The 19569-nt window shown below is 39.5% G+C and carries 20 protein-coding genes and 1 pseudogene; 4 read left to right on the top strand and 17 right to left on the bottom strand.

What is annotated here, in order from left to right:
- The coding region (locus WH43_RS20180) for a hypothetical protein (protein WP_286049385.1) at window positions 1-250 on the top strand (250 nt) is incomplete at its 5' end.
- 70 nt (window positions 251-320) lie between these two features.
- Window positions 321-533 (top strand): DUF3892 domain-containing protein, encoded by a 213-nt coding sequence (locus WH43_RS01205; RefSeq protein ID WP_053422841.1) that lies wholly within the window; start codon window positions 321-323, stop codon window positions 531-533.
- A gap of 295 nt (window positions 534-828) precedes the next feature.
- Here the strand turns inward: WH43_RS01205 and WH43_RS01200 are convergent, their stop codons facing one another.
- The 11 genes and pseudogenes from WH43_RS01200 to umuD form a co-directional block, all read right to left on the bottom strand.
- Window positions 829-1668 carry a Cthe_2314 family HEPN domain-containing protein gene (locus WH43_RS01200; protein WP_053422833.1) on the bottom strand — a complete coding sequence of 280 codons (840 nt, stop codon included), beginning with the start codon at window positions 1666-1668 and terminating at the stop codon, window positions 829-831.
- Between the two features lies 1 nt (window position 1669).
- Window positions 1670-2887: a DUF3644 domain-containing protein gene (locus WH43_RS01195; RefSeq protein ID WP_053422832.1), complete on the bottom strand. Its 1218-nt coding sequence runs from the start codon at window positions 2885-2887 to the stop codon at window positions 1670-1672.
- Between the two features lie 300 nt (window positions 2888-3187).
- Window positions 3188-3628 (bottom strand): hypothetical protein, encoded by a 441-nt coding sequence (locus WH43_RS01190; protein ID WP_053422831.1) that lies wholly within the window; start codon window positions 3626-3628, stop codon window positions 3188-3190.
- 322 nt (window positions 3629-3950) lie between these two features.
- Window positions 3951-4280, bottom strand: a complete 330-nt coding sequence (locus tag WH43_RS01185; RefSeq protein ID WP_053422830.1) for a polymorphic toxin type 10 domain-containing protein — start codon at window positions 4278-4280, stop codon at window positions 3951-3953.
- A 164-nt stretch (window positions 4281-4444) separates the two neighbouring features.
- A complete protein-coding gene (locus WH43_RS01180; RefSeq protein ID WP_053422829.1) occupies window positions 4445-5428 on the bottom strand; it encodes a nucleotidyl transferase AbiEii/AbiGii toxin family protein in 984 nt (327 codons plus the stop codon).
- Window positions 5429-5431: 3 nt separating this feature from the next.
- Window positions 5432-6181: a DUF6088 family protein gene (locus WH43_RS01175; protein WP_053422828.1), complete on the bottom strand. Its 750-nt coding sequence runs from the start codon at window positions 6179-6181 to the stop codon at window positions 5432-5434.
- 125 nt (window positions 6182-6306) lie between these two features.
- A pseudogene (locus WH43_RS20175) lies at window positions 6307-7032 on the bottom strand (tyrosine-type recombinase/integrase).
- A 506-nt stretch (window positions 7033-7538) separates the two neighbouring features.
- The gene (locus WH43_RS01165) at window positions 7539-7838 is read right to left on the bottom strand and encodes a hypothetical protein (RefSeq protein WP_053422826.1); all 300 of its coding nucleotides are present in this window, start codon (window positions 7836-7838) and stop codon (window positions 7539-7541) included.
- Between the two features lie 8 nt (window positions 7839-7846).
- Window positions 7847-8557, bottom strand: coding sequence for a hypothetical protein (locus WH43_RS01160; RefSeq protein ID WP_053422825.1), 711 nt, complete (start codon window positions 8555-8557; stop codon window positions 7847-7849).
- A gap of 313 nt (window positions 8558-8870) precedes the next feature.
- The gene (gene umuC, locus WH43_RS01155) at window positions 8871-10148 is read right to left on the bottom strand and encodes a translesion error-prone DNA polymerase V subunit UmuC (protein WP_053422824.1); all 1278 of its coding nucleotides are present in this window, start codon (window positions 10146-10148) and stop codon (window positions 8871-8873) included.
- 1 nt (window position 10149) lies between these two features.
- Entirely contained in the window at window positions 10150-10593 is a 444-nt protein-coding gene (gene umuD / locus WH43_RS01150; protein WP_053422823.1) for a translesion error-prone DNA polymerase V autoproteolytic subunit, read from the bottom strand.
- Between the two features lie 436 nt (window positions 10594-11029).
- On the opposite strand from umuD, the gene WH43_RS01145 reads away from it, so the two are divergent.
- Window positions 11030-11371, top strand: coding sequence for a hypothetical protein (locus WH43_RS01145; RefSeq protein ID WP_053422822.1), 342 nt, complete (start codon window positions 11030-11032; stop codon window positions 11369-11371).
- 99 nt (window positions 11372-11470) lie between these two features.
- Window positions 11471-12004, top strand: coding sequence for an H-NS family histone-like protein (locus WH43_RS01140; protein ID WP_053422821.1), 534 nt, complete (start codon window positions 11471-11473; stop codon window positions 12002-12004).
- Window positions 12005-12350: 346 nt separating this feature from the next.
- Here WH43_RS01140 and WH43_RS20170 read toward each other — a convergent pair whose 3' ends face one another.
- The 6 genes from WH43_RS20170 to WH43_RS01115 all read right to left on the bottom strand — a co-directional run bounded on the left by WH43_RS20170 (window position 12351) and on the right by WH43_RS01115 (window position 19525).
- Window positions 12351-12488 (bottom strand): hypothetical protein, encoded by a 138-nt coding sequence (locus WH43_RS20170; protein ID WP_286049384.1) that lies wholly within the window; start codon window positions 12486-12488, stop codon window positions 12351-12353.
- A 263-nt stretch (window positions 12489-12751) separates the two neighbouring features.
- A complete protein-coding gene (locus WH43_RS01135) occupies window positions 12752-13270 on the bottom strand; it encodes a hypothetical protein (protein WP_053422820.1) in 519 nt (172 codons plus the stop codon).
- On the bottom strand, window positions 13270-15267 hold the full coding sequence (locus WH43_RS01130; protein WP_152342753.1) for a hypothetical protein: 1998 nt from the start codon (window positions 15265-15267) through the stop codon (window positions 13270-13272). Before WH43_RS01130 ends, WH43_RS01135 begins: the two co-directional genes overlap by 1 nt.
- A complete protein-coding gene (locus WH43_RS01125) occupies window positions 15195-15980 on the bottom strand; it encodes a hypothetical protein (protein ID WP_053422818.1) in 786 nt (261 codons plus the stop codon). The genes WH43_RS01130 and WH43_RS01125 overlap by 73 nt, the downstream gene beginning before the upstream one ends.
- Window positions 15981-18281 (bottom strand): hypothetical protein, encoded by a 2301-nt coding sequence (locus WH43_RS01120; RefSeq protein ID WP_053422817.1) that lies wholly within the window; start codon window positions 18279-18281, stop codon window positions 15981-15983.
- Complete coding sequence (locus WH43_RS01115; RefSeq protein ID WP_053422816.1) at window positions 18278-19525, bottom strand: site-specific integrase; 1248 nt, start codon at window positions 19523-19525, stop codon at window positions 18278-18280. The genes WH43_RS01120 and WH43_RS01115 overlap by 4 nt, the downstream gene beginning before the upstream one ends.
- Window positions 19526-19569: the final 44 nt, after the last annotated feature.

Below are 19569 nucleotides of genomic sequence, written 5' to 3'. Positions count from 1 at the left end.
CCATTTTATTGGAAATCTCATCAATGTCATGGTCTTAAATTTGGGGGATAGGTCATTGGTGTCAACACGAGCACTGCGTGGGCCATGGATCAGGGCGTTATTGTCGTGGTTGGGCTCTGGTGGTGGTCGCCCCACAACCATTTGTAGAAAAGGCAATGTGGTTGGATTCAATGCGGGAGAATCTGGTCGAGGAACCTTAGCGATATCCTTTATCTATAACGGTGTACAAAAAAACGCCACCAAGGATTGATTAAAATATAAACATCCCCATATGGTTTTTTGTGGCAATTTTGCCACATCAATTCATTTGGGGTGCTCTGATGGCAAAGAATATTCGTGGCAATAATGATGGCGAAAATGGTGAAAACGACTCATATACAATTGCTGGCAGAGGCGTTGTATCAAGGGAAACTCTAGTTCAAGAGGTTGAGCAAGGGAAACATCCCCACCATCACGTTATAAACATAAATGGTGAGGATTATGTCAGGTCTAACCCTGACGGGACGATTGGAAATAATGTGAACAAAGAGTAGTAAAGTGCAATTTAACCAGTCAGATAGTTCAGTTCAGCATCTGAAACTTGGACCCCGCCACTATCTTCGGTAAGGGCGGGGCTCTGCATTAAAGTGGCAGTGCCAGCCGCTCGGCTTCGTCGATAAAATTTTAAAACAATCCTGATAAAGTTAGAAGATACCTTGGTTTACAGGCCTTCTGATTCATTGGACTATGGCATTAAATGACTCTTGGTTATCTAAACAAAATGCTTTAATCAGCTCCCGCCTTCCAGATGAACCCAATTTTCGACCGATAGGGGTGCAATAATTTGTACTAGCTCCGATCTAATTCGTCTTGAGACGATTTACTATTGTAGTATTCCGCTCGCTTTATTAAACCCAAAGCGACTTCACTTATACCACCTCCAGCTTTCATCTTTTCAATAAATGTTTCTTTAAACTCCGGGTAGAGGTTTGAAAATATTTCTGTGAGCGTTGCCGACAGTAAAGTTACAACTTGATGGAAATCGGCTTCTATCTCCGTGATAATATTTTTATGTTCCTCTTCAAGATCCAATTCCTCGTCATCCGGCCCAGTAAACTTGCCTAAACCTCCAAAAGCTTCAATTGCACTAGCCGCATAATAAAATTCTGGGCGGCTCCCCAAAGTTCTTCTCTCCCCTCGGTGGAAAAGTCTATCTCTTTCTTCACGCAAGTGCTTTCCTACTTTAGCTACCTCATCTATAAGTTTTACTAATCTATTGTTATTTATTATTTTGCTACTTCTAATTAACGCTTTTCTGGATACCTGACGTGGTGACAGGCCAACCTCGCAAACCGATTCAATCAATAGAAATACACAATCTCTAATCGACGTCACTCTCCCTAACATGACATCTAGAATCGAACGAACCCAGTTGTAACGTGAAATATTCCCAAGAGAAGTCTCGACCGGAAGATTCGTCAGTGACAATAGTTGGTAGATAGTTTCAAGTGACTTAAATGTATCGTTCAGGGCATTTGCCCTGTGATGGACGTGCAGAACATACCTTACGTCGGGAGACGCTGTTTCAAATTCAAAATCTCGAAAGTAGAGCGGTTGGTATAAATCGTACACGACGCCGATGAATAAGCATCCATCGAGAGTCTCACTATCAAACTTTATTTCTGACATTTTAGAGGCTTTTCCTAAGCTGACTGCGCCTAAATTCCTTAGCAGATTCCAGCCACTTGGGTTGCTTTAAGTTATCCACAAACCATCTGATAAATTTTTCAGAATAGCGAGGTCTTCCATCAATCACCCAACGCATATCGGACTTGGTCTGATTATTAATTTTGTGTTTATTCAGCACTGCCTGAAAAGCGCCGCTCTTGATTGAAATGGTTGCCTGCCGTTTGTTTATTTCGTCAAGGGCCTCGTTCATATGGTAGGGGTGAGTAGCATCTGGGTCTTTAGTCTTCGTGATGATAATAGCCCCTTCACCGGCATCACCAACACTAAGCGACAGATCACTTTCATCTTCCCGCCTTACGAGAGCAAGCCTGTAATCAACTGGGATTGAGAACTCTGTAGAATCAACCTTCTTCGATGTTTCGTCAAAGCGTTGAATGAATTTTGCTACTGATTGAGCAGCATGCTTACCATACAACTTTTGAATTAATGCTACTTCTGGAGCGGGGCCATCTATTACCAAACTCAGCATCCCCACACTTTGTCCAGCAAGAGGGGCATTACCCATTTCATTCCTATAACGTGTTTGATAGTTCAGAACGGTTGCTTGAAAAAGCCGGGACAATTGTGGTTGTAACTCTGGTATCAGCAGATGGATGGCGTGGTCACGTAAATCAATAATCGTCTCTAAATTGATTCTGACAGGATCTTTTTCTTGCAGCCTCCGTTTAACCGCTTCGGTAATGGATATACTTTTATCCCCATCATAAAAGATCTTTTCATACCCTTCAGCTTTGAGTATTTCTGCTTTGAGTAACAGCTCCCAAGCATTGACCATCATGATTGCAAAGGCTTCAACACGATTTTTCATACTTGGTCGGTTATATACCTCTAGCGCCAAAGTGAACGCATCGAGACTCCGACTCACCAGTTTGTCGTGAAACTGCTCTTCAGGTGTTTTCTGCTTACCTTTTGCTGACTGACTCATTACCGCAAGGAATGCATCATTTGATAAGGCACTTATACCTTCAATACGGTATTTGGTGCGAGAGCCAGCATGAAAAATGTACTTATCAAGCAACTTCTCATTAATGTATTTGTTAATGGAGTTTTTACTATACGTAGTGCGTTGGGCTACCATCTCAGCCGTAAAGGTAGTGCCGTTATCCTCAAACTCCCTTAAAACATCAGCCAACGCGATCTGGTTATTATTCCTTGCCACTTAATTAACATCCTTTTTCCTGTTTTTGGTAGAAGAAACTTATCACTTGAATTGTCGCTTGAACAGCCGCAGAAACATTGCCAATCAACCATACTTCTAAGCAGCATTTATAACAATGCCTATCCTGTAAAACTGCCATCTGGCTAGATAAAACAATGCACCACAAGAACAAGAGGATACCCTAAATTAGGTTGAATAATCGTCTACTCGGCCCCGTGTTTGGTAACAACCCTAGTGCAACAAAAAGCCCCGCCGACACCGAGTTACTGGTGAGAGCGGGGCTTTGGATTCAAACATTGTCTACTTCACTAGTAGTTCATGGTTGTCTGTATAAGTTACAAACCAGTCAAACTCGGCGAACTGGGAACCACTTTCTGGAGTAACAGACCAAACCTCTTCAAAGCTCTCATCGTCAGGTTCTACAACGAGCTTTTGCTGACCAATTGATATCAAAAGCTGCCCGTCTTTATGAAGTTCTACATCTATTATGCGTTCACCCATTAGCATATAAACTTGGGATAAAAATTTACCTCGCTGCAAGAAAAAATTTGCCTCTCTCTCGGATTTATCATCAACCCATGCAGCACCCGAAACAGTTAACCAAACTTCTTTTTTCGGAATTGATTCTGTCAAAAAACATAGGCGCAACTCAATGCTAGAAACAATCAACCTATCCAACTGACATTTAAGAATATGATCGTTCAACCGTTTGTTTGCTAGATTCAATAAAGCAATATCCATAAAATTATTTCTCTAATTCAATATGACTTCGTGCTCGTTGTTCAGCTTTTGGAACATTACCAAAGTTCGAGCCATTTGCCGGATTAACTGCTTGTGATGATCCCTCTCGTGAAGTCACCACTCTCGGGGGATGGTTAGGGCCTCCATCCATTACCCGAACATCCATTTTCATTTCAGGCACATTGTGTATCGTTCCCGATTCAGTTCCAGACTTATTAGTAACAGTCGTACCGCTCATACCGGCGTCTTCTAGGGAGTTTCTTACTCCACTTGTCGAGTTATGAACTACCGCTCCATCTGCTGTAGCTATGAAATCTGCCCCTTATCTCGAGGCAGAAATAGCCATACTTGCCCCACCGGGAACCACTGGAAGTGCAAGCGCTGCACCATCAGCTATTGCGCCGAGCGCATCTAATCCAGCAGCAGCCCAATTTCCGTTAGCAAGATTGCTTCCAAGTGATGTTAGGCCAACACTCAGACTTGCTGCATCCCATACGGATTCTAAATACTCACCATTTGGGTCAGTATACTTGTAAGGGTTATTATTAACATACAAATAGCGGTTAAACGACATCGGATTGCTGGCGATAAACCCTACAGGGTCATTGCTATAAAAACGCCCTATGACTGGATCATAGTATCGTGCCTGCATATAAATAATCCGAATCACGATCCAGATTATTTTATACAGGAAAGAGGGAAGGTAACTAGATCTGAAGCACTTCACACGGTTCTTTTTACCGCATAGCTGCTATTCGAAGAAATTTTGGCTCTATAGTATAGCCTAACTAATACAAGCACCAATAAAACAAGTAATTACGAATGGCCATCACTATCAAAACGCAACAATTGAACGTAGATCTGCTGGCTCATATCAAATAATGCCTCAGCAGTTGGTAAATCTTTATCGATGACCATCATTTTGAAATCACCATTATAGGTAGTGACTAAATCACCCCAAATTGATTCAAGGTTAGCAAATACAACAGCAATCGACAGCGGTTGATCGAACCAATATAAGGGACTTTTGTTAAAAGTTCTTCTATCAGTATCTATAACTTTCCTAACCATCTGGATAAATTCTGGAGACTGTAAAAAGTCTTTTGTGAATTGGTCCGTCAGCAAATAGTAAATGTCATACAAATGACGTATCTTATTATTAATATTATTGACTTGATTATCCCCATAGGATGCCTTAATCATCCCCATAATTTTCTCACAAAGTGTTCTAGATGTGCATAGGACGTTCATGTCGAAAGGTTCAAGGGCATAGCTTGCTATTGATTCATGTTGACCAATTGAAGCAAGAAAATCAGCAATAAAACTTGATATAGCCATTTTTTTGTGTGGCTCAGGATCTGCAAATGCATTTACTTCAAGCAATATGCTGTTGGTGATCTGCCCTTCAGGCACTCCGTCTTCATTTAACTTCGGATACTGAAATCTTACCTTTCTAAAATGTGAATTTTTAGTTGTATCAGCCGACGCCACTTCAATAAGTTCGCCCGGCATGAGATCACAGGCTCGCCCAACTCTTTTCCTGATTTGCCCATTGCCCAAGCCATCGGTAAATACAGCAATATCAACATCTTCTGAAAATCTGGAAATTAAACGATAAGCTTTACTTAGAGAAGTTCCACCTTTGAATACAATGCTTTCGCTAATGTCAGAATTCGCTAAAGATTTGAGCGCATAAGTCACCCAGTAATCTTTTTCTACGTAAGTCACGGGCAGTGACAAACTGCGAGCAGTGGCGCGAACGGCTTCTTCGAAGGCTTTCTTATCGTTATGAAGATTCAACAATTAATCCTTTAATGTACTGAATTTTAGATGCCAATGCTTTTGAGCATTACGCATTTTGGTTGAGTTTGAAAATAAGTAAGTAGAGCTTGGGTTTAATGAACTATGTAATTCCTTACTAAAATAACTAAGATAATGCTCAAAAAACGTGCCTAGCAGTGCTTTAGTTCTCTCTGAATAAGCTACTTTAGCTATATGTTCTAAGTCTTTTATTGATTCATCAGAAAATTTAATTAGCCGCGAGCTCAGTTTATTCGAAACATAATCAACATTAGAATCAGGAATACGCTCTATGTTATTCAATATATCAAGAAACTGGAGAAGCTCTGTGTTTTTCTCACTAATATTTTTGTATCTAGCTGGCAGTGTGGATACTCGCAATCCAAAAAAATTGGCTTTTTCATTCTTCTTTGCCGCTGTTGCTATATTAATTTCGACAGGTACTTGTGTCGTGAGTCCCCATTGATAATAAAGAGCTGGTCCTGTGATATAACCGACTATTTTGCTTTTATGTTTCGTAAAGTACTGAATGATTTCATTTTCTTGCGGAGCCATCGGGCCGAATCTGCCGAACTCAGCCTTATAAAAAAGGCCTTTTTTAACTTTCATGAGTCCAAGTTTATCTGCATTACGATTAACAGCTTTAACAACAGCTTCGCTATGCTCAGCATATACACTGATATCCTGATAAGAAAATAACTTACCGGGTTTTATCTTCTCAATTTGTTTGTAAACTGATTGTGCGATTGTCATTGATCTCATCTCCAGATGGCTAGATTTTATTCTAAAACCTCTCGTTTTGTCCAGTTTTTTTAGAAAAAAAGGGACAACATGAGAGGCTGAGAAATAGGCTTATGATTCTACCTCCCTGTTTTTTTCTAGAGAAAAATCCTCTGATTGCTCAGCGCTGACGGATGAGATTTCCCGTAAACTTCTGGCAGCTTAGAACGAGAGACATGGGTATAGATTTGTGTTGTTGAGATATCAGCATGCCCTAGCATTTCCTGCACATGCCTTAAGTCTGCGCCGTTATTCAGCATGGTTGTGGCCGTTGAGTGCCGAAAAAGGAAACGCGGCCCCGCCCGTTTGATACCTGCTAGCTTTACATAGCGGGATACCATATCCGACAGCTTGTGCGGCTCGTAGCGTTTACCATTGTTTGCCAGAAATAAGGTGCTACCTGAAGCCAAAAATGCAATACGTGGCCTGACTTTACTCAGTTAAATCGCTATCCATTCGCAACCACGCTCACTGATGGGCACAATGCCTTCCCGGCCTCCTTTCCCTTTCCTGATTCTGACCAGTTGCTCATTCAGATCAATGTCTTCAATGTCCAAATTTGCCAGTTCGGTACGGCGAATACCCGTAGCAAAAAAGGTCTCCAAGATTGCACGGTCGCGCAGGCCAGTAAAACCGAACAACAGAGCCTGATCTAAGACTTTCTGGATTTCATTCTCAGTGAAAACAGCTTTTGGCAGAGGACGCCCAATTTTGGGCAGCTCAATGTGCTCTAACGTATTAGTGGACAAAATACCTTTGGCATGAAGTTTTTCAAAGAAAGTTTTCACAAAGGTAAGGTAAACACGTTTGACTGCTACAGTCATCGGTTTCCAGTCAATCGGCTTACGGTATCTATTATGACAATGCATATAGTCGTCGATCAAATCGAGATCAATTTGCGTTCAAATCAACTTTAGCCACGGCAACTAGTGATGCCACACTTGTACGTATGCTTTCAGTTAACTCATACCAGAAGTCATTGAAGATTGTAAGCTGGGTTGCTTTGCTTGATAACTCATCTCAAGTTGTTCGACCAGTTATAAATATATGTGCTTAAGACATTTCTTAAACCAGCTTGCCCCTCCCAGTCCTAGTTGGACTGGGAAATAGTCTATGTTTTACTGGCCACGCAGGCAATGGTGTATAACCAGTATTCACCGAAGAGAACGCTTAAGGATCTATTTTTAAGCAATACTAAAATTGTGTCTATACTGCTAAAACAACAGCTTGTGCGCATATGTTCTCGAATCTACTGGGCGGGAGGCACAATAATTCTGACAACCATGAAGCTCTAAAGTATTACCATGCACATACAGCCGTATTCGGTTTTTTATAAAATATCAAAAAATCCAGCTGGCTTCAGTTCTGATTTACACATGCCGCCATATTTACTTCCTAGAAGACCGGATTTTGCTTGCTTCTTCCTGTACTTTTTGAGCTGCCTAGCATTCATGCGTCTTTGCCGAACGATACGTCTGGCAAAAGCAAGCTGACCACGCAATTTGGACGCACTGATAGATGCAAAACTAGCTGCTTCCTCCGAGCATAGGGAGTATTGCTGAGTGCATGTGTTTCGTTTGAATTTCGCAGAGAGCAGCCACTTATTTTTTGCTATAAGTCGTCTTTTCATCAGTGTCTCTACTTATTAACTTGAGTACAAGTGGTTGATTCCGAGTCGGCTTTTGGTATGACGATAGCTAGAATGTCGTTCAAATAATCGTAAAAGTCATTTCGCCATAGATATCCGGGATGATAAGTTCTGACGGATTTTGACGGTAAATATTTTGATGATACCAGAGCCAATTGCCGTACAGATTTTTCACTAGCGCATTCGAACTGAATGTCTTCAAAGACCACATGCAACATATCGTCGTAATCAGGTCCAGTGAAAAAAATTACAATGTCTGGCTTAGCGATTTCAATTTCTTTTAGAATCAGCTTCATTGCAGGCTGTTGCCACTCAATAACTTCAATTTCAGGCCGTCCTTTATCCCCTGACTTCCCAATTTTTATAATGTTATTCCATAGTAACCCAACACTTTGTCCTGTTTTATCTTGAAGTATATCGACCATTTTGGACACAGCATTCCAAAATTGACCTCCGTAGCTAAAGCATTTATTTGATGTAAAAAACTCGTCATATTCTTCGACTAAAGACTCGGCCTCATGAGCACCACCATAATCACCATGCCAGTCATTGGTTTCTTGTCCAAACACCATTACTTTAATATCGGCGGCTAAATATTTATCCGAGATATTTAAACAAAGCAGATTAGTCGGCCTTTTTTCATTCAAAGAGGGATTGAAAGCTTTATCAAGCACGTCTAAAACATCTCTGTAATTTAACATTTTTACTCCTCAGCTAGTCGCCATTTACCATTATGGTTCCGTTATATAGTTTAATTAGAGGCTTCTTATTGAGCACTTTTCCCTGACTTATCGGGCCTTAAGAACAGTTAATCGGTGCCCTGACCAACTAAAGGGGTTAAAAGCTTGGGCTGGGGCGGTCTCAAACAAAAAATTACAGCAATCACAAATTGATTGCACTTTTTCTAGATTAAGCTAGACAAAAAATGCTCAAAACTCGATATTCGGATGCCGTCGTTTAGTTTTGGGTATAGCGCTATGTACAGAATTAGCATTGAACAATTCTAACTATCAGCTACCTTGCTTTGGGTAGAGCATTCCAACTAGTGGTAAAAGCAGGCGACAACAGCTCTCGCTTCATCCCCCAAGACTGCTTCGTTCCTTTGCTGGCGAAGTAAATAGTGTTGGGCATTTTCTCGTTGATTTGGTCTATTAGCTCCATCAATCCAGAGTTACCTCGTACTGTGTCGCTGGTGGCGAATAAGTCTTGCTGGCATACCCCATGGGCATAGAAGTCTGAAAGCATTACTCCAGCCTTGGCATACCTAAAACCATCTTTCCAAATGGCATCCAAAAGCTTACTGGCTAAATGCAGAAAATCGCGTGTGTCGTCGGATGGAAAGCTTAGTTCTGCGCTTCGGCTATTCGAGTAGTAAGGGTCTAACTGATGATCACTAAAGGGGCTAGTTCTTAAAAAGACACTGATTCGTTTCGCCCGGCATCGCTCTCGCCTTAGTTTTTTACAGGCCCTATGCACGTATTCAGATATGGCCTCGTGCATTGCAGACAGCTCTGTGACTCTTTCGCCAAAGGCTCTTGAACTGACAATCTCTTTTTTTGTAGGCGGTATGTCTTCAAGCTCAATACAGGATTCACCATTTAGCTCCATCACTGTGCGCTCAACCACCACAGAGAATTGCTGGCGTATCAGCTTAGTGGGTGCATCGGCCAAATCCAGCACAGTATGAATGCCCATATCTTCCAGCCGCTTGGTGAGTCGGCCACCAATACCCCACACCTCGTTGACAGGCAATAACGCCATCAGCTTGCGTTGCCGCTCCTTACTCGTTAAATCTACCACGCCACCAGTTTTAGGCCATGACTTAGCACCATGGTTAGCCAGCTTTGCCAAGGTTTTTGTTGGCGCAATCCCTACACAAACACTTATCCCTATCCACTGTTGAACACGCTGACGAATTTGATGACCAAAGTCTGTTAGGTTGATTGCACTGGCTATTCCAGATAAATCCATAAAAGCCTCGTCAATGCTATACACCTCAACAGCCGGTGCCATTTCTTCTAAAGTGCGCATCACCCGAGCAGACATGTCGGCATAGAGTGCATAGTTGGACGAAAAAGCCACCACGTTGTTTTTCTCTAACAGCTCCCTGATCTGAAACACCGGAACGCCCATTTTTATGCCCATAGCCTTGGCTTCTTTTGACCGAGCTACTACACACCCATCGTTATTCGACAGCACCACCACAGCGCGGTTAATCAAATCAGGGCGGAACAGCTTTTCGCATGAAGCATAGAAGTTATTGCAATCCACCAAAGCAAATATACGACTCATGCTACTGGGCTCGTTTTGAACGGCTTATCTGCCTGACAATGTTGGTGACTACACCAAATAGCGCCAACTCAGCATCATCAGTAAAGGTGATAGGTTGGTAAGCTTTGTTGCGGGGGATTAATTGCACTTCAGGCATCAATGCCAGCTCTTTCACAGTAAACTCGCCATTCACCTGAGCAATAACAATATCGCCGTGTAGCGGTGTCACCGAGCGGTCCACTACTAGAATATCGTCAGGATGAATACCAGCTTCAATCATCGAATCCCCCTCAACCCGCACAAAGTAGGTGGCGGCGGGTCGCTTAATACAAAGCTCGTTTAAGTCCAGTGTTTGTTCCACATAGTCCTGTGCAGGCGAAGGGAAGCCAGCAGGGATTTTGCTCTGGTACAAAGGAATGCTGTAGTGGGTAGTAGGTTCTGCGAACCCTATAAACTGAATTGTCATAGCACCAAAATACTGTATGTAAACACAGTTAATGATCGCTGATTTTTACAGAATGTCAATCATGGTTGCTAAGCGTTAGAAAAGCGAAGGCCGCCAACATTCACTTTGCCACTTCCTGCCAGAAGACAAAGGCTAACGCTGACGGCCCACACTCATTGATATTATTCAGATATTTATCAACTAATCAACGGCACCATCTCAACGTGGATACATCATGCAGCAATTAAAATTGGCTGCTGACTTATTTTTTGCGCCTGCCCCTGTAAGGGACGCATATTAATGTGGATTTAGCGGAGGTCTTATTTTGCCGATATCAGGGCTTGGTGTAAGCCATGCATCGAAATAGGTCACAGTCAGCATTAAGGGTACTTTGCCTCTAAATTTGGGAATTTTTGTGCTAGGCTTAATTTCTGATATGCCTATAAGGGAGTAGATCATGGAGGCAAACATTGTATTCCATCTTTTGCTCACATCACTCGGTATTGTATTTGGTATATGTGTAAGGCTATCTATTGCGATAGGACAACTGAAAGCACATCGATACCTTAAACCACTGAAAACATTTGAACGTTACGTCAGCTACATACTTGCAGCAGCTATCTGTACCGCGTTCTATTTCAATGCGCCAATGATTTTTGTTAAGTACTACAGCTCTGCTGCTCTAGGCAACTATCTAGGTCTGTGGCTGGAGATCAGTATCTGTATGTGCTTGTGTGTGTCCTCATTTCTTGGGATTAAAGTTATGGACAAAGTACTTACTACACAAGACTTTGTTTAACGTATCTTTATGAAAATTTGAGTAAATTAAGCAAGTTCATTTTTAATGGTGATATCCTAGCACTGAGATATTTGCTCCCCCACATCAAAGAGGCAACCCATGAATTTTTTGTTAGAAAAACGAGAAGTGAAGAAAGCAGCTAAAGAACTTTCCGTAACAAAGATCAACGAAGTAATTAGCATTTTGAATGAAGTTTTGGCAGATAGACAACGCGAAATTGAGACAATTGAGAAACTACAAGTGTTTGCTAGAGAACAAGGTTTTACCTTAGAACAGTTAGGTTACAAATTGTCGAATGACGCCATAACTACCTCTGAAGTCACAGAAACAGAAAGCAAACATTCGGGTCGTCCAACGAAACCAAAATTCAAAACAATTAATGTTGAAAGTCAGTTTTTCTATGTTGAAGATGGTAAGTTATATTTGCTTAAAACTCACACTATGAAGAAAGGTTTAATTGATCGTGGTATTGATGTCTTTCCGTTTTCAAAAGTCGATAAGAAATTTTCAGCCCAAGTACAGCCATTGCTCGACTCGGCTACTGCACAGGCGACTGAAAGCTTTAATGCTAAAGTTGATGTGTGGAATGAATGGGCTAAAAGCCACGGTGAAGAAATTCTCTCCAAGAAGTAAATTTTGGTAGTACATTCGCTGTAATTGCTCATATCTGTTCTGACAGTGTAATCAAAAGGTTCCAGTCTGCCAGAGAATCAGATATGAGTGACAAGCAGTTGGTCAGAACAGGCGTTGTCAAAAAATGAATGTCCGCCGTGCCTTAATTGCGGACCTTCGCTTTTCGAGAACACTGTATACAACCTCTAAGCAAATGGCCGAAATCAGTTTACCACTACAATTTACCACAATGCCAAATGTCGGGTTTTGGCTTTAAACAGACAGTCAGATTTTATCAAGTTTATAAAAGAGATCAAAAGTTATAAATTCTTCTAATGTTTGAACGGCTTTTTATGAAATTCTGATATTAGGCAGCCTTCTTTTTTGGAATAGAAACAACTTTACGTGTAGTTCGGTTTTTCAGAGCATCGGAATAAGCTTGAGATAAACGACGTAAGCCTTCCGCTTTACGCTGCATAACTTCGTTATCATATTTTGAACGCATAACTAACTCCTTTGGGGCCAAATGCACACCAACAAACACAGTTTATCTTACTCCCGGACTCTCTTGCCAGCCTATTGTAAAAATGGACTAATTTCGGATATTGCAGCGCTTGCTGTATAAACCTCACCACCGACAAGTCCAGTCTGCTTCTGGCACAGATCAGCGCATGAGCCGTAAGCTGATATGACGCACACCGCAAGAGCTGACTCAATTTTTTCATCGACGATTCAGATGACTGCATGCCCGTAGATATTAGAGTTTATTCACACAAGCCCCAGTTTTCTTTTTATATCTAGAGGGATATTATCGAGCAAAGTCTGAAAAAGCTGCTCACAATTAGTTTCTTGAAGTTTATCCAATTCTTGGCTTAAGGTCTTAGTGCTTTCTTTTAGTTCGGATTTGCTTCTATGCTGCAATCCCTTCTTTTCCTTGCAAGTTTGCTTCTCAACCTCTTTTTCTAAATATATAACAGTTTCGTCAAAATATTTGGACAGCCCTTTAGAAAAGCTGTTGCTATTGAACAACGGCTGCGGTTTAACACCAACCATCTTAGCCACTTCAGCTTTACTTATCATCCACAAATACTTTTTCTGAAAATGGGATTTTTGGGTATGCCCCTTAATGTAGCGTAGTTTAACCTTTTTAAGTTCATTAATCGAATCAAAAGATTTTTTCGCTGTTGTATGAAATCCAATCCAGTCAAGTTCATTAAGACCAGCATTTAGTTCCGCTTTTGTTGGGCTTTCTTCACCTAAAAATTGATCATAGTAGTTTCCTGACATTACGATATTCCATTCGAGTTATTTACTATTTCTATCGTTTCAAGTAAGTAATTTATGAATGGTCTGTATCTATTAGTCATATTATCCCCCTCTTCAAGCTCGATTACCCGTTTCAAGGCTTTTTTAACGTTATCTAAATGCACTTCTTTAAGGAATAAGGGTAAATGAGGATTTCTACATGCATCGATATCAGGCTTCACGTACACGACTATTCCATAAAAATTTCCTGCTTCAATATCGGCGTTAATACAACCAAGGCATAATTTTGGTGATGCGTTGTACCGCTGAGGAATTCCATCTACCGAACACTTCGCTAAATTTTGAGTAGATGTCCGTAATATACAGGTTGCCCAAGCGTTTGTCTTAATATCAACAATTCGGTTTTCAGTGATATTTATAAATAGATTGTTGAATTCTTGCTGAGAATACACCTTTGTAATCCTTACAGCCTTATTTATAAATCTATCAAACCCTCCAGAATAAGCTCTTTTTTCATCTCCTAAACTATTAATTCGATTTTTAACAATCGAATTAATAGTTGTTCGTTTAGCGACCTGCATAATTGATCTTGCTTCTTTATTTCTTAAGTACGCCATAAAAAATCGTTCATCTATATGCTTGAAATTTGCACGAATAAATTTTCCGACATCCCCTTTATATCGCCGCAATACGGCCTCTGCCCAGATATGCCTTAAGGCATGAGGTGTTGCATAATATGTTTCATTTAGCAATTCAATTCTTATGCGAAGAATTGCATTCTCAGTCAAATCGAAGTCAGGCGATTTTATTGCGTCTAACGTTTCCATTGATAATTTCGTTTCTATTAACTTGCTATCCGCTATAGGCAGCGTACCTTTAATAAAACGAACAATCACACCTTTGAATCTAACTTTATCGTCATCGACTTTATATACCCGACTAGCAAACTTCTGTAATTGAACATCATTAATAAGCTTATCTTTCAACTGTAAAAGTTCTTTTACCACCCTGTTTTCTAGATTGTATTTGTTCTTCAATTCAATAAACCGATTTCGCTCAGCCGCTGTAAGATGATCTTCACAACTTTCTAAATATTGCAATTCAGTCAACTCTTTGAATAGCAGATATTGTGATGGAAAGTTCAACCAGTGTCTTACAACGGCATTATAAACAATTCTATTAATCTCAATAGAGTCTGTTCGAGGCGTTGAAGTAATTGCGAATTCATTGTCTGCATGCTGAGTCAAAGAATCAATTTGTCTAATTAAGATATTTGTCGAGAGCGTTATCTCTCTTTCTAATAATGTCTCACCATTAGTCTTGGGGGATATCCACTTTAAATGGAAACGAAAAGGTGTATAAACGGCATCTTTGATATCGCGATTAACTTCAGATCTCAACGCTGATAACGGGAAGCCATATTCACTCGCTCTCCACCCCGTGAAGGCCACTAAAGCTGTAATTCCAGCAGATTCGACATCAAGAAAATATTTTCGAACACTCTTGCGGTTAACCAAATCATGCCTGTCAATGTGACGAAGCAGAACTTCTACTGATTCAGTTTCGCTAAGCTGTGCGTTTAAAAGTTGATTATTACAAATGACATCGAATTCGCTTAGCGTAAAATTTACAGTATTTTCTGTAGATTCATTTTTCAGACTAGCCAAATACTCGGCAAGTATAAATTCTCTTTTTTTCAACTCTGAATCGTAAAATCTTGTGTATAACAACGACCTGATGAATTCATAAGTGTCAAAACGCTCTTCATCCAGACCTAAGTCCACAGCTATTTTATTAATTGTGCTCAAGCAGAAAGCATGTGTTTGGTCTGCTATATTATTATAATGAAATCTAAAACTTTTCACTAAAGCATTTGATTTATTCAATATTTCAGACTTATTAAAATAGCTTGCCCACAAATCCTTTTTACCGTCTTCACTAACTTTTAGTCCAACATCAAATAATGCTTTAGATAAGGCAACTGAAAATGCAATATTTTCTTCAAAAACGTAGCGCAAAAATCTACATAGTGACGGCCAACATCTAACGTAAGAAAATCAAATGACCCTCCGGCCTTATAATCTGACAAAGTCATATCTATTTGCGCTAAACACGACTCATTAAATGCCTTATTAATATCAGACTGATCAAATTCTCCAATGAGATCATCAATGCCGTGTGAACGAAGTATCCTTGCACAATCCATTAAGTTGTAACACTTAAACCTTGAAGCATATGCAGGCGCACCAAACCTTTTAATAAAGGCTCCGTTTTTAAAGTCGTGTGTCAAAAGGAGACTAAAAAACTCCTCTAAATCAGCATCATTCAATACTGTCGAGCGACGTTCTGCTAAAAATGTGAAATGCATTTTCAAAACGTCCAGAAGCCACACGCTGCGATAATCTATCGCACCGTCGCACTTAAGCTTTAAAAATAGCCACTTTGCGAACCCAAGCAGATTTAGATCAACTGACTGGTTATTTTCCAATTGTATGGAAAACTGATCCTTAAACATCAAAGCTGTATTTTTAAAATCAGTAAAATTCAGAGTGGCAAAAAGGTTGATATTTTCATTACCTAGCAATCTCGTGAATGGAATCACCCATATATCATGGTCAAAATTTGCTTGATTTGTTGGGTCAATGCACCGGAGCATATCGTTACAATGCTGGATAAACTCCAATTTAGCTAATTCATTACCAGAAGCCGAGCTAAATACGGTGTTTAACATCTAATAACCCCCTGTAAACGCTGTAAACATTGGCGGCAGATGTTCCTTAGTTTTCGCATACAACTTTTGACCTTCCGTTACGATGTTTCTTGATAAAAGGCGGTTTGAAAATACTGTTTCAATCCATTCCACAGTTGGTAAGACGGTATAAAAAAGAAACTCTGGGGATCTTTGTAAAAGTGTATGATGGCAACGCTCAACTTCAGAAACATAATGTAACAGCTTAAGAACAGTCTCTGAAGTATCTGTAAGATACACGGTATCAGGCAGGTCACCTTCAATAAGGTCTTGAGAAGATAACAAACCGAACTCATCTATTTTTCCTCCAGTCTTATTACTAATTACCTTTAGCCTCGATAGAGTGTTTTCAGCTCTGTTTTTTATTAATGATAAGGCTGATTTGAAGTCTTGATTGTAGATTGAAATCTCAGTCCGACTTGGCCTCAATACATTCAACTCTATATCATTCATAACTAATCGCGTTATACGCCCACAGTTGTCTTCCCATGTTTTATTATGAGTATTTAGATAGCTTTTTCTCTCAGTTTCATTGCTGTGGGACAAATGATTTATTATCCTTGTCGGGTCAAATGAATCACTTTCCGAATGAACTCTTGAGTTTTTGACAGCTTGAGAACTGAAAATCCTTGTAAGACAAGGTGTTTCACAATTTAAAGCCCAATTAACATTGTTCCTTTCAAAGATATCCTTTCTAACCCCGACTGTGCAAATCAGATAAACACACTCAATAAATACCGGAGAACATTTCTTTGATAGTAGATTTTCATCAATGACATTACGTATAACCGATTTTGCTAAAAAATTATAGAACACAGATATTGAAGATGTAACCCCAAGCTTCGCTTGCAGCGCGCTATCTTCTTCAACAAGTTTAGCGTGATTGTTAAAGTTTGACGTTTTATCTTTCAAAAAACACAGAATTGCTTTACCTAAATTTGATGAAGCAGTTAGCGTTTCTGTTTCATGCACTCTACCAGCACGTGATTTAAAGTAATCTGATTCTATCATACTAACTTCACCGTTTTGCTTCTTAGCAAGACGGAAATCAGATGAGCTAATTCTATATATATCAGAATAAGGCACTGTCTGATATGCCATAAGCAGTGAAAATAAGTAATTTTCACCACTGCTTATTGGAATAACACTCTCGTCAGAGTTAACATATTTGAGCAAGCTAACTATGAAATCAGGTGTAAACAACAATGAGTTATTCGTAGATTGCTTGAAAATAGTAACTATTTTATTTGAAATTTTGCTCGTTTGTTGTGGAATAACACCTTGTTTCCAAAAAATGTCTTTAGTGAATTCATGAGCAACTTCATTACACTGTGAATAGATCAGTGAATCAATGGCAATCTCTATACTTTCCGTTTTTTTATAATCTAATAAAAGAAACCAGACTTTTTCAAAAAAATCTTTTTTATAATTTAAAGTTTCAACTTTATGTTCAGCAGAGGCTTTCTTAAAAGCTTCATCGTCTTTCCCATCTTTGTAATCACAAGCTTTTGGAACAGGCGACAATGTTGGAAAATAATCTGTTTTTACATTCGCAGCTCTAAACAAATCAATAATTGCATGTTTAGAAATATTTATCTGCTCCAACGCAGTACTAATTGTTATCATAAAAGATGACATCAACAGTTTCGGAGAAGCAGCTCTTCTGTACAGTTCGGCACCAACTCCAACATCTTCACGCCCTAACCACGAGTGAAAGCCAAGATAATCTGTTAGTGTTGTTTGTTCCTCATTATCGCTAGCGGCCGCTTTAGATTTACTAAGCAGATCTAGATACTTGTAATCATGGGGCGTTAGTAAATCATTACCGAACGAAGAGTAATTTAATGCTTTATTTAATAATCTTGTTAATTGAACAAGTCCTGTACTTTGCGTCTTAACACCATCATTCTCAACTCGATATGCTTCGAATTTTTTAAGTACATTTACTCGGTTAAATTCGTCAAAATTTATTTCATTTAAAAAATCTATAAATTTGGGGACGATACTTGATAATGACTGGCGATCACTAGTAGCGCCTTCATTTAATACAAAAGTAACGTAATTAGCAGTGTATAGAGCTGAGAAGATAATACATTTTTCATATGTATTTGTATCATTCAACTCAATAACTCGTTCATTAGCTCCGTCATATTGGGGTACTACAAATCTGAAAGTCCCAAAAGGTTCAAAATCGATGGCTGTTACTTTTTGCATACTTTTGAACTCGGCGAGTATTAAATCTTGCTGCTGAATTAATCTGCCATCGATGTCTGCTTCTTTCATGAGCCCCTCATAATATTTTTATCTAGTCTAATTTTTTCTTGAACAGATCTAATGTATTTCCGCGTTGTCTGTGGAGCTTCTAAACCATCCGTTTCATGCCCAAGTAGTTCAGCAACTACCAAGTAAGGCTTGTCCATGTGAGTTACATTTTCGATTTGCAGACCATTTTCCTCACTCACTTCATGAAACTTATCAGTCCCAAATGAATGTCGAAGAATATGATATGTATGTTCATCTTCTAGCCGATCCATGTAGCTCGGAAATAATCCCAACCGTTGTTTCTCAATTACTCTCTCTTTGACCGCTTTGAAATCTCTTGTAGCCTGATATTCACGTATTGGTCCAAACGCTCCATTCGCTGAAGTTGTAACAAACAAACTGTTATGATCGCAATCAGGGCGCTCAATTTCGAAATACAACTTGAACCTTTCTAAAACATCTCTAGGTATAAAAATCCATCTAGATTTGCCTCCGAGGCCGTTCCTTCTCCCTTTCGAGTACTTACCCTGAAGCCAATACTTAAAATCCTGCTTATCTTTAAACTTCTCTTGTTCAAGCATTTCAAAGAGAGATACCATTCCTTGATAAATTGTAACCCCCACTTTGAAGTCATTTAAAAGAAAACCCATATTTTCCTTTGTTCGTAATCCACATTCACCACCGGCTTTCAATAAACATTCTTCTCTCAAAGTGTGTGAATTAGCATACATTTCTGCTCGTAATCTTGTTGACAGATACTTTACAACATTACGTTTTCTGGTGTTCTCTCTTGCAATTCCTCGATTCTCATTTTCTATTTCTATTTTCTTGAAACTAGTAAATCCATGATAAGCAAGATAGTTGTAGTAGTGGCTTAGTGAATTAACGGCTTTATCAAGCATTTTTTCACTAATTTTTCTATCTAAAACAAGAACTTGATTTATGTAGAAGTTCAGAATTTGCACTGGTAAGTTATGATGGTTTACGACTGAAATATGACTTTTTCCGTCACTGAATTCAGTTAACCACACTAAAAATTTTCGTAACTCATAAGAGCACTCTGTTATAGTTTTTGGACTTATTCTTTCGGTGATCAACTCAACATTTTTTAAACGCCGCTGATCCTGTGTCTCTAGCCATTTGGGTTTGTAAACATTCCTTTTGTTATTCAGGGAAAGTAGAAATATGTTAGGCATGATCAAAGGGACACCCCGTTGATCACAAAACAACATTGTTTTAAACTGTTCACTCTGGAAATGATGCATATTCACTCTTAAACTAACCCGATGCTCTATTCTACTACTTGTTT

Source organism: Rheinheimera sp. KL1, from assembly GCF_001275035.1.
GTDB lineage: Bacteria > Pseudomonadota > Gammaproteobacteria > Enterobacterales > Alteromonadaceae > Pararheinheimera > Pararheinheimera tangshanensis.
This window is presented reverse-complemented; position numbering and strand designations above follow the sequence as displayed.

What these genes read in the sequence shown, in the direction of transcription:
- WH43_RS01135 (WP_053422820.1), bottom strand. Translation starts at nt 13,270, where the DNA reads ATGTCAGGAAACTACTATGATCAATTTTTAGGTGAAGAAAGCCCAACA.
- WH43_RS01200 (WP_053422833.1), bottom strand. Translation starts at nt 1,668, where the DNA reads ATGTCAGAAATAAAGTTTGATAGTGAGACTCTCGATGGATGCTTATTC.
- WH43_RS01185 (WP_053422830.1), bottom strand. Translation starts at nt 4,280, where the DNA reads ATGCAGGCACGATACTATGATCCAGTCATAGGGCGTTTTTATAGCAAT.
- WH43_RS01145 (WP_053422822.1), top strand. Translation starts at nt 11,030, where the DNA reads ATGGAGGCAAACATTGTATTCCATCTTTTGCTCACATCACTCGGTATT.
- WH43_RS01165 (WP_053422826.1), bottom strand. Translation starts at nt 7,838, where the DNA reads ATGAAAAGACGACTTATAGCAAAAAATAAGTGGCTGCTCTCTGCGAAA.
- WH43_RS01205 (WP_053422841.1), top strand. Translation starts at nt 321, where the DNA reads ATGGCAAAGAATATTCGTGGCAATAATGATGGCGAAAATGGTGAAAAC.
- WH43_RS01115 (WP_053422816.1), bottom strand. Translation starts at nt 19,525, where the DNA reads ATGCATCATTTCCAGAGTGAACAGTTTAAAACAATGTTGTTTTGTGAT.
- WH43_RS01120 (WP_053422817.1), bottom strand. Translation starts at nt 18,281, where the DNA reads ATGAAAGAAGCAGACATCGATGGCAGATTAATTCAGCAGCAAGATTTA.
- WH43_RS01190 (WP_053422831.1), bottom strand. Translation starts at nt 3,628, where the DNA reads ATGGATATTGCTTTATTGAATCTAGCAAACAAACGGTTGAACGATCAT.
- WH43_RS20170 (WP_286049384.1), bottom strand. Translation starts at nt 12,488, where the DNA reads ATGCGTTCAAAATATGATAACGAAGTTATGCAGCGTAAAGCGGAAGGC.
- WH43_RS01125 (WP_053422818.1), bottom strand. Translation starts at nt 15,980, where the DNA reads ATGTTAAACACCGTATTTAGCTCGGCTTCTGGTAATGAATTAGCTAAA.
- WH43_RS01175 (WP_053422828.1), bottom strand. Translation starts at nt 6,181, where the DNA reads ATGACAATCGCACAATCAGTTTACAAACAAATTGAGAAGATAAAACCC.
- umuC (WP_053422824.1), bottom strand. Translation starts at nt 10,148, where the DNA reads ATGAGTCGTATATTTGCTTTGGTGGATTGCAATAACTTCTATGCTTCA.
- WH43_RS01140 (WP_053422821.1), top strand. Translation starts at nt 11,471, where the DNA reads ATGAATTTTTTGTTAGAAAAACGAGAAGTGAAGAAAGCAGCTAAAGAA.
- WH43_RS01160 (WP_053422825.1), bottom strand. Translation starts at nt 8,557, where the DNA reads ATGTTAAATTACAGAGATGTTTTAGACGTGCTTGATAAAGCTTTCAAT.
- umuD (WP_053422823.1), bottom strand. Translation starts at nt 10,593, where the DNA reads ATGACAATTCAGTTTATAGGGTTCGCAGAACCTACTACCCACTACAGC.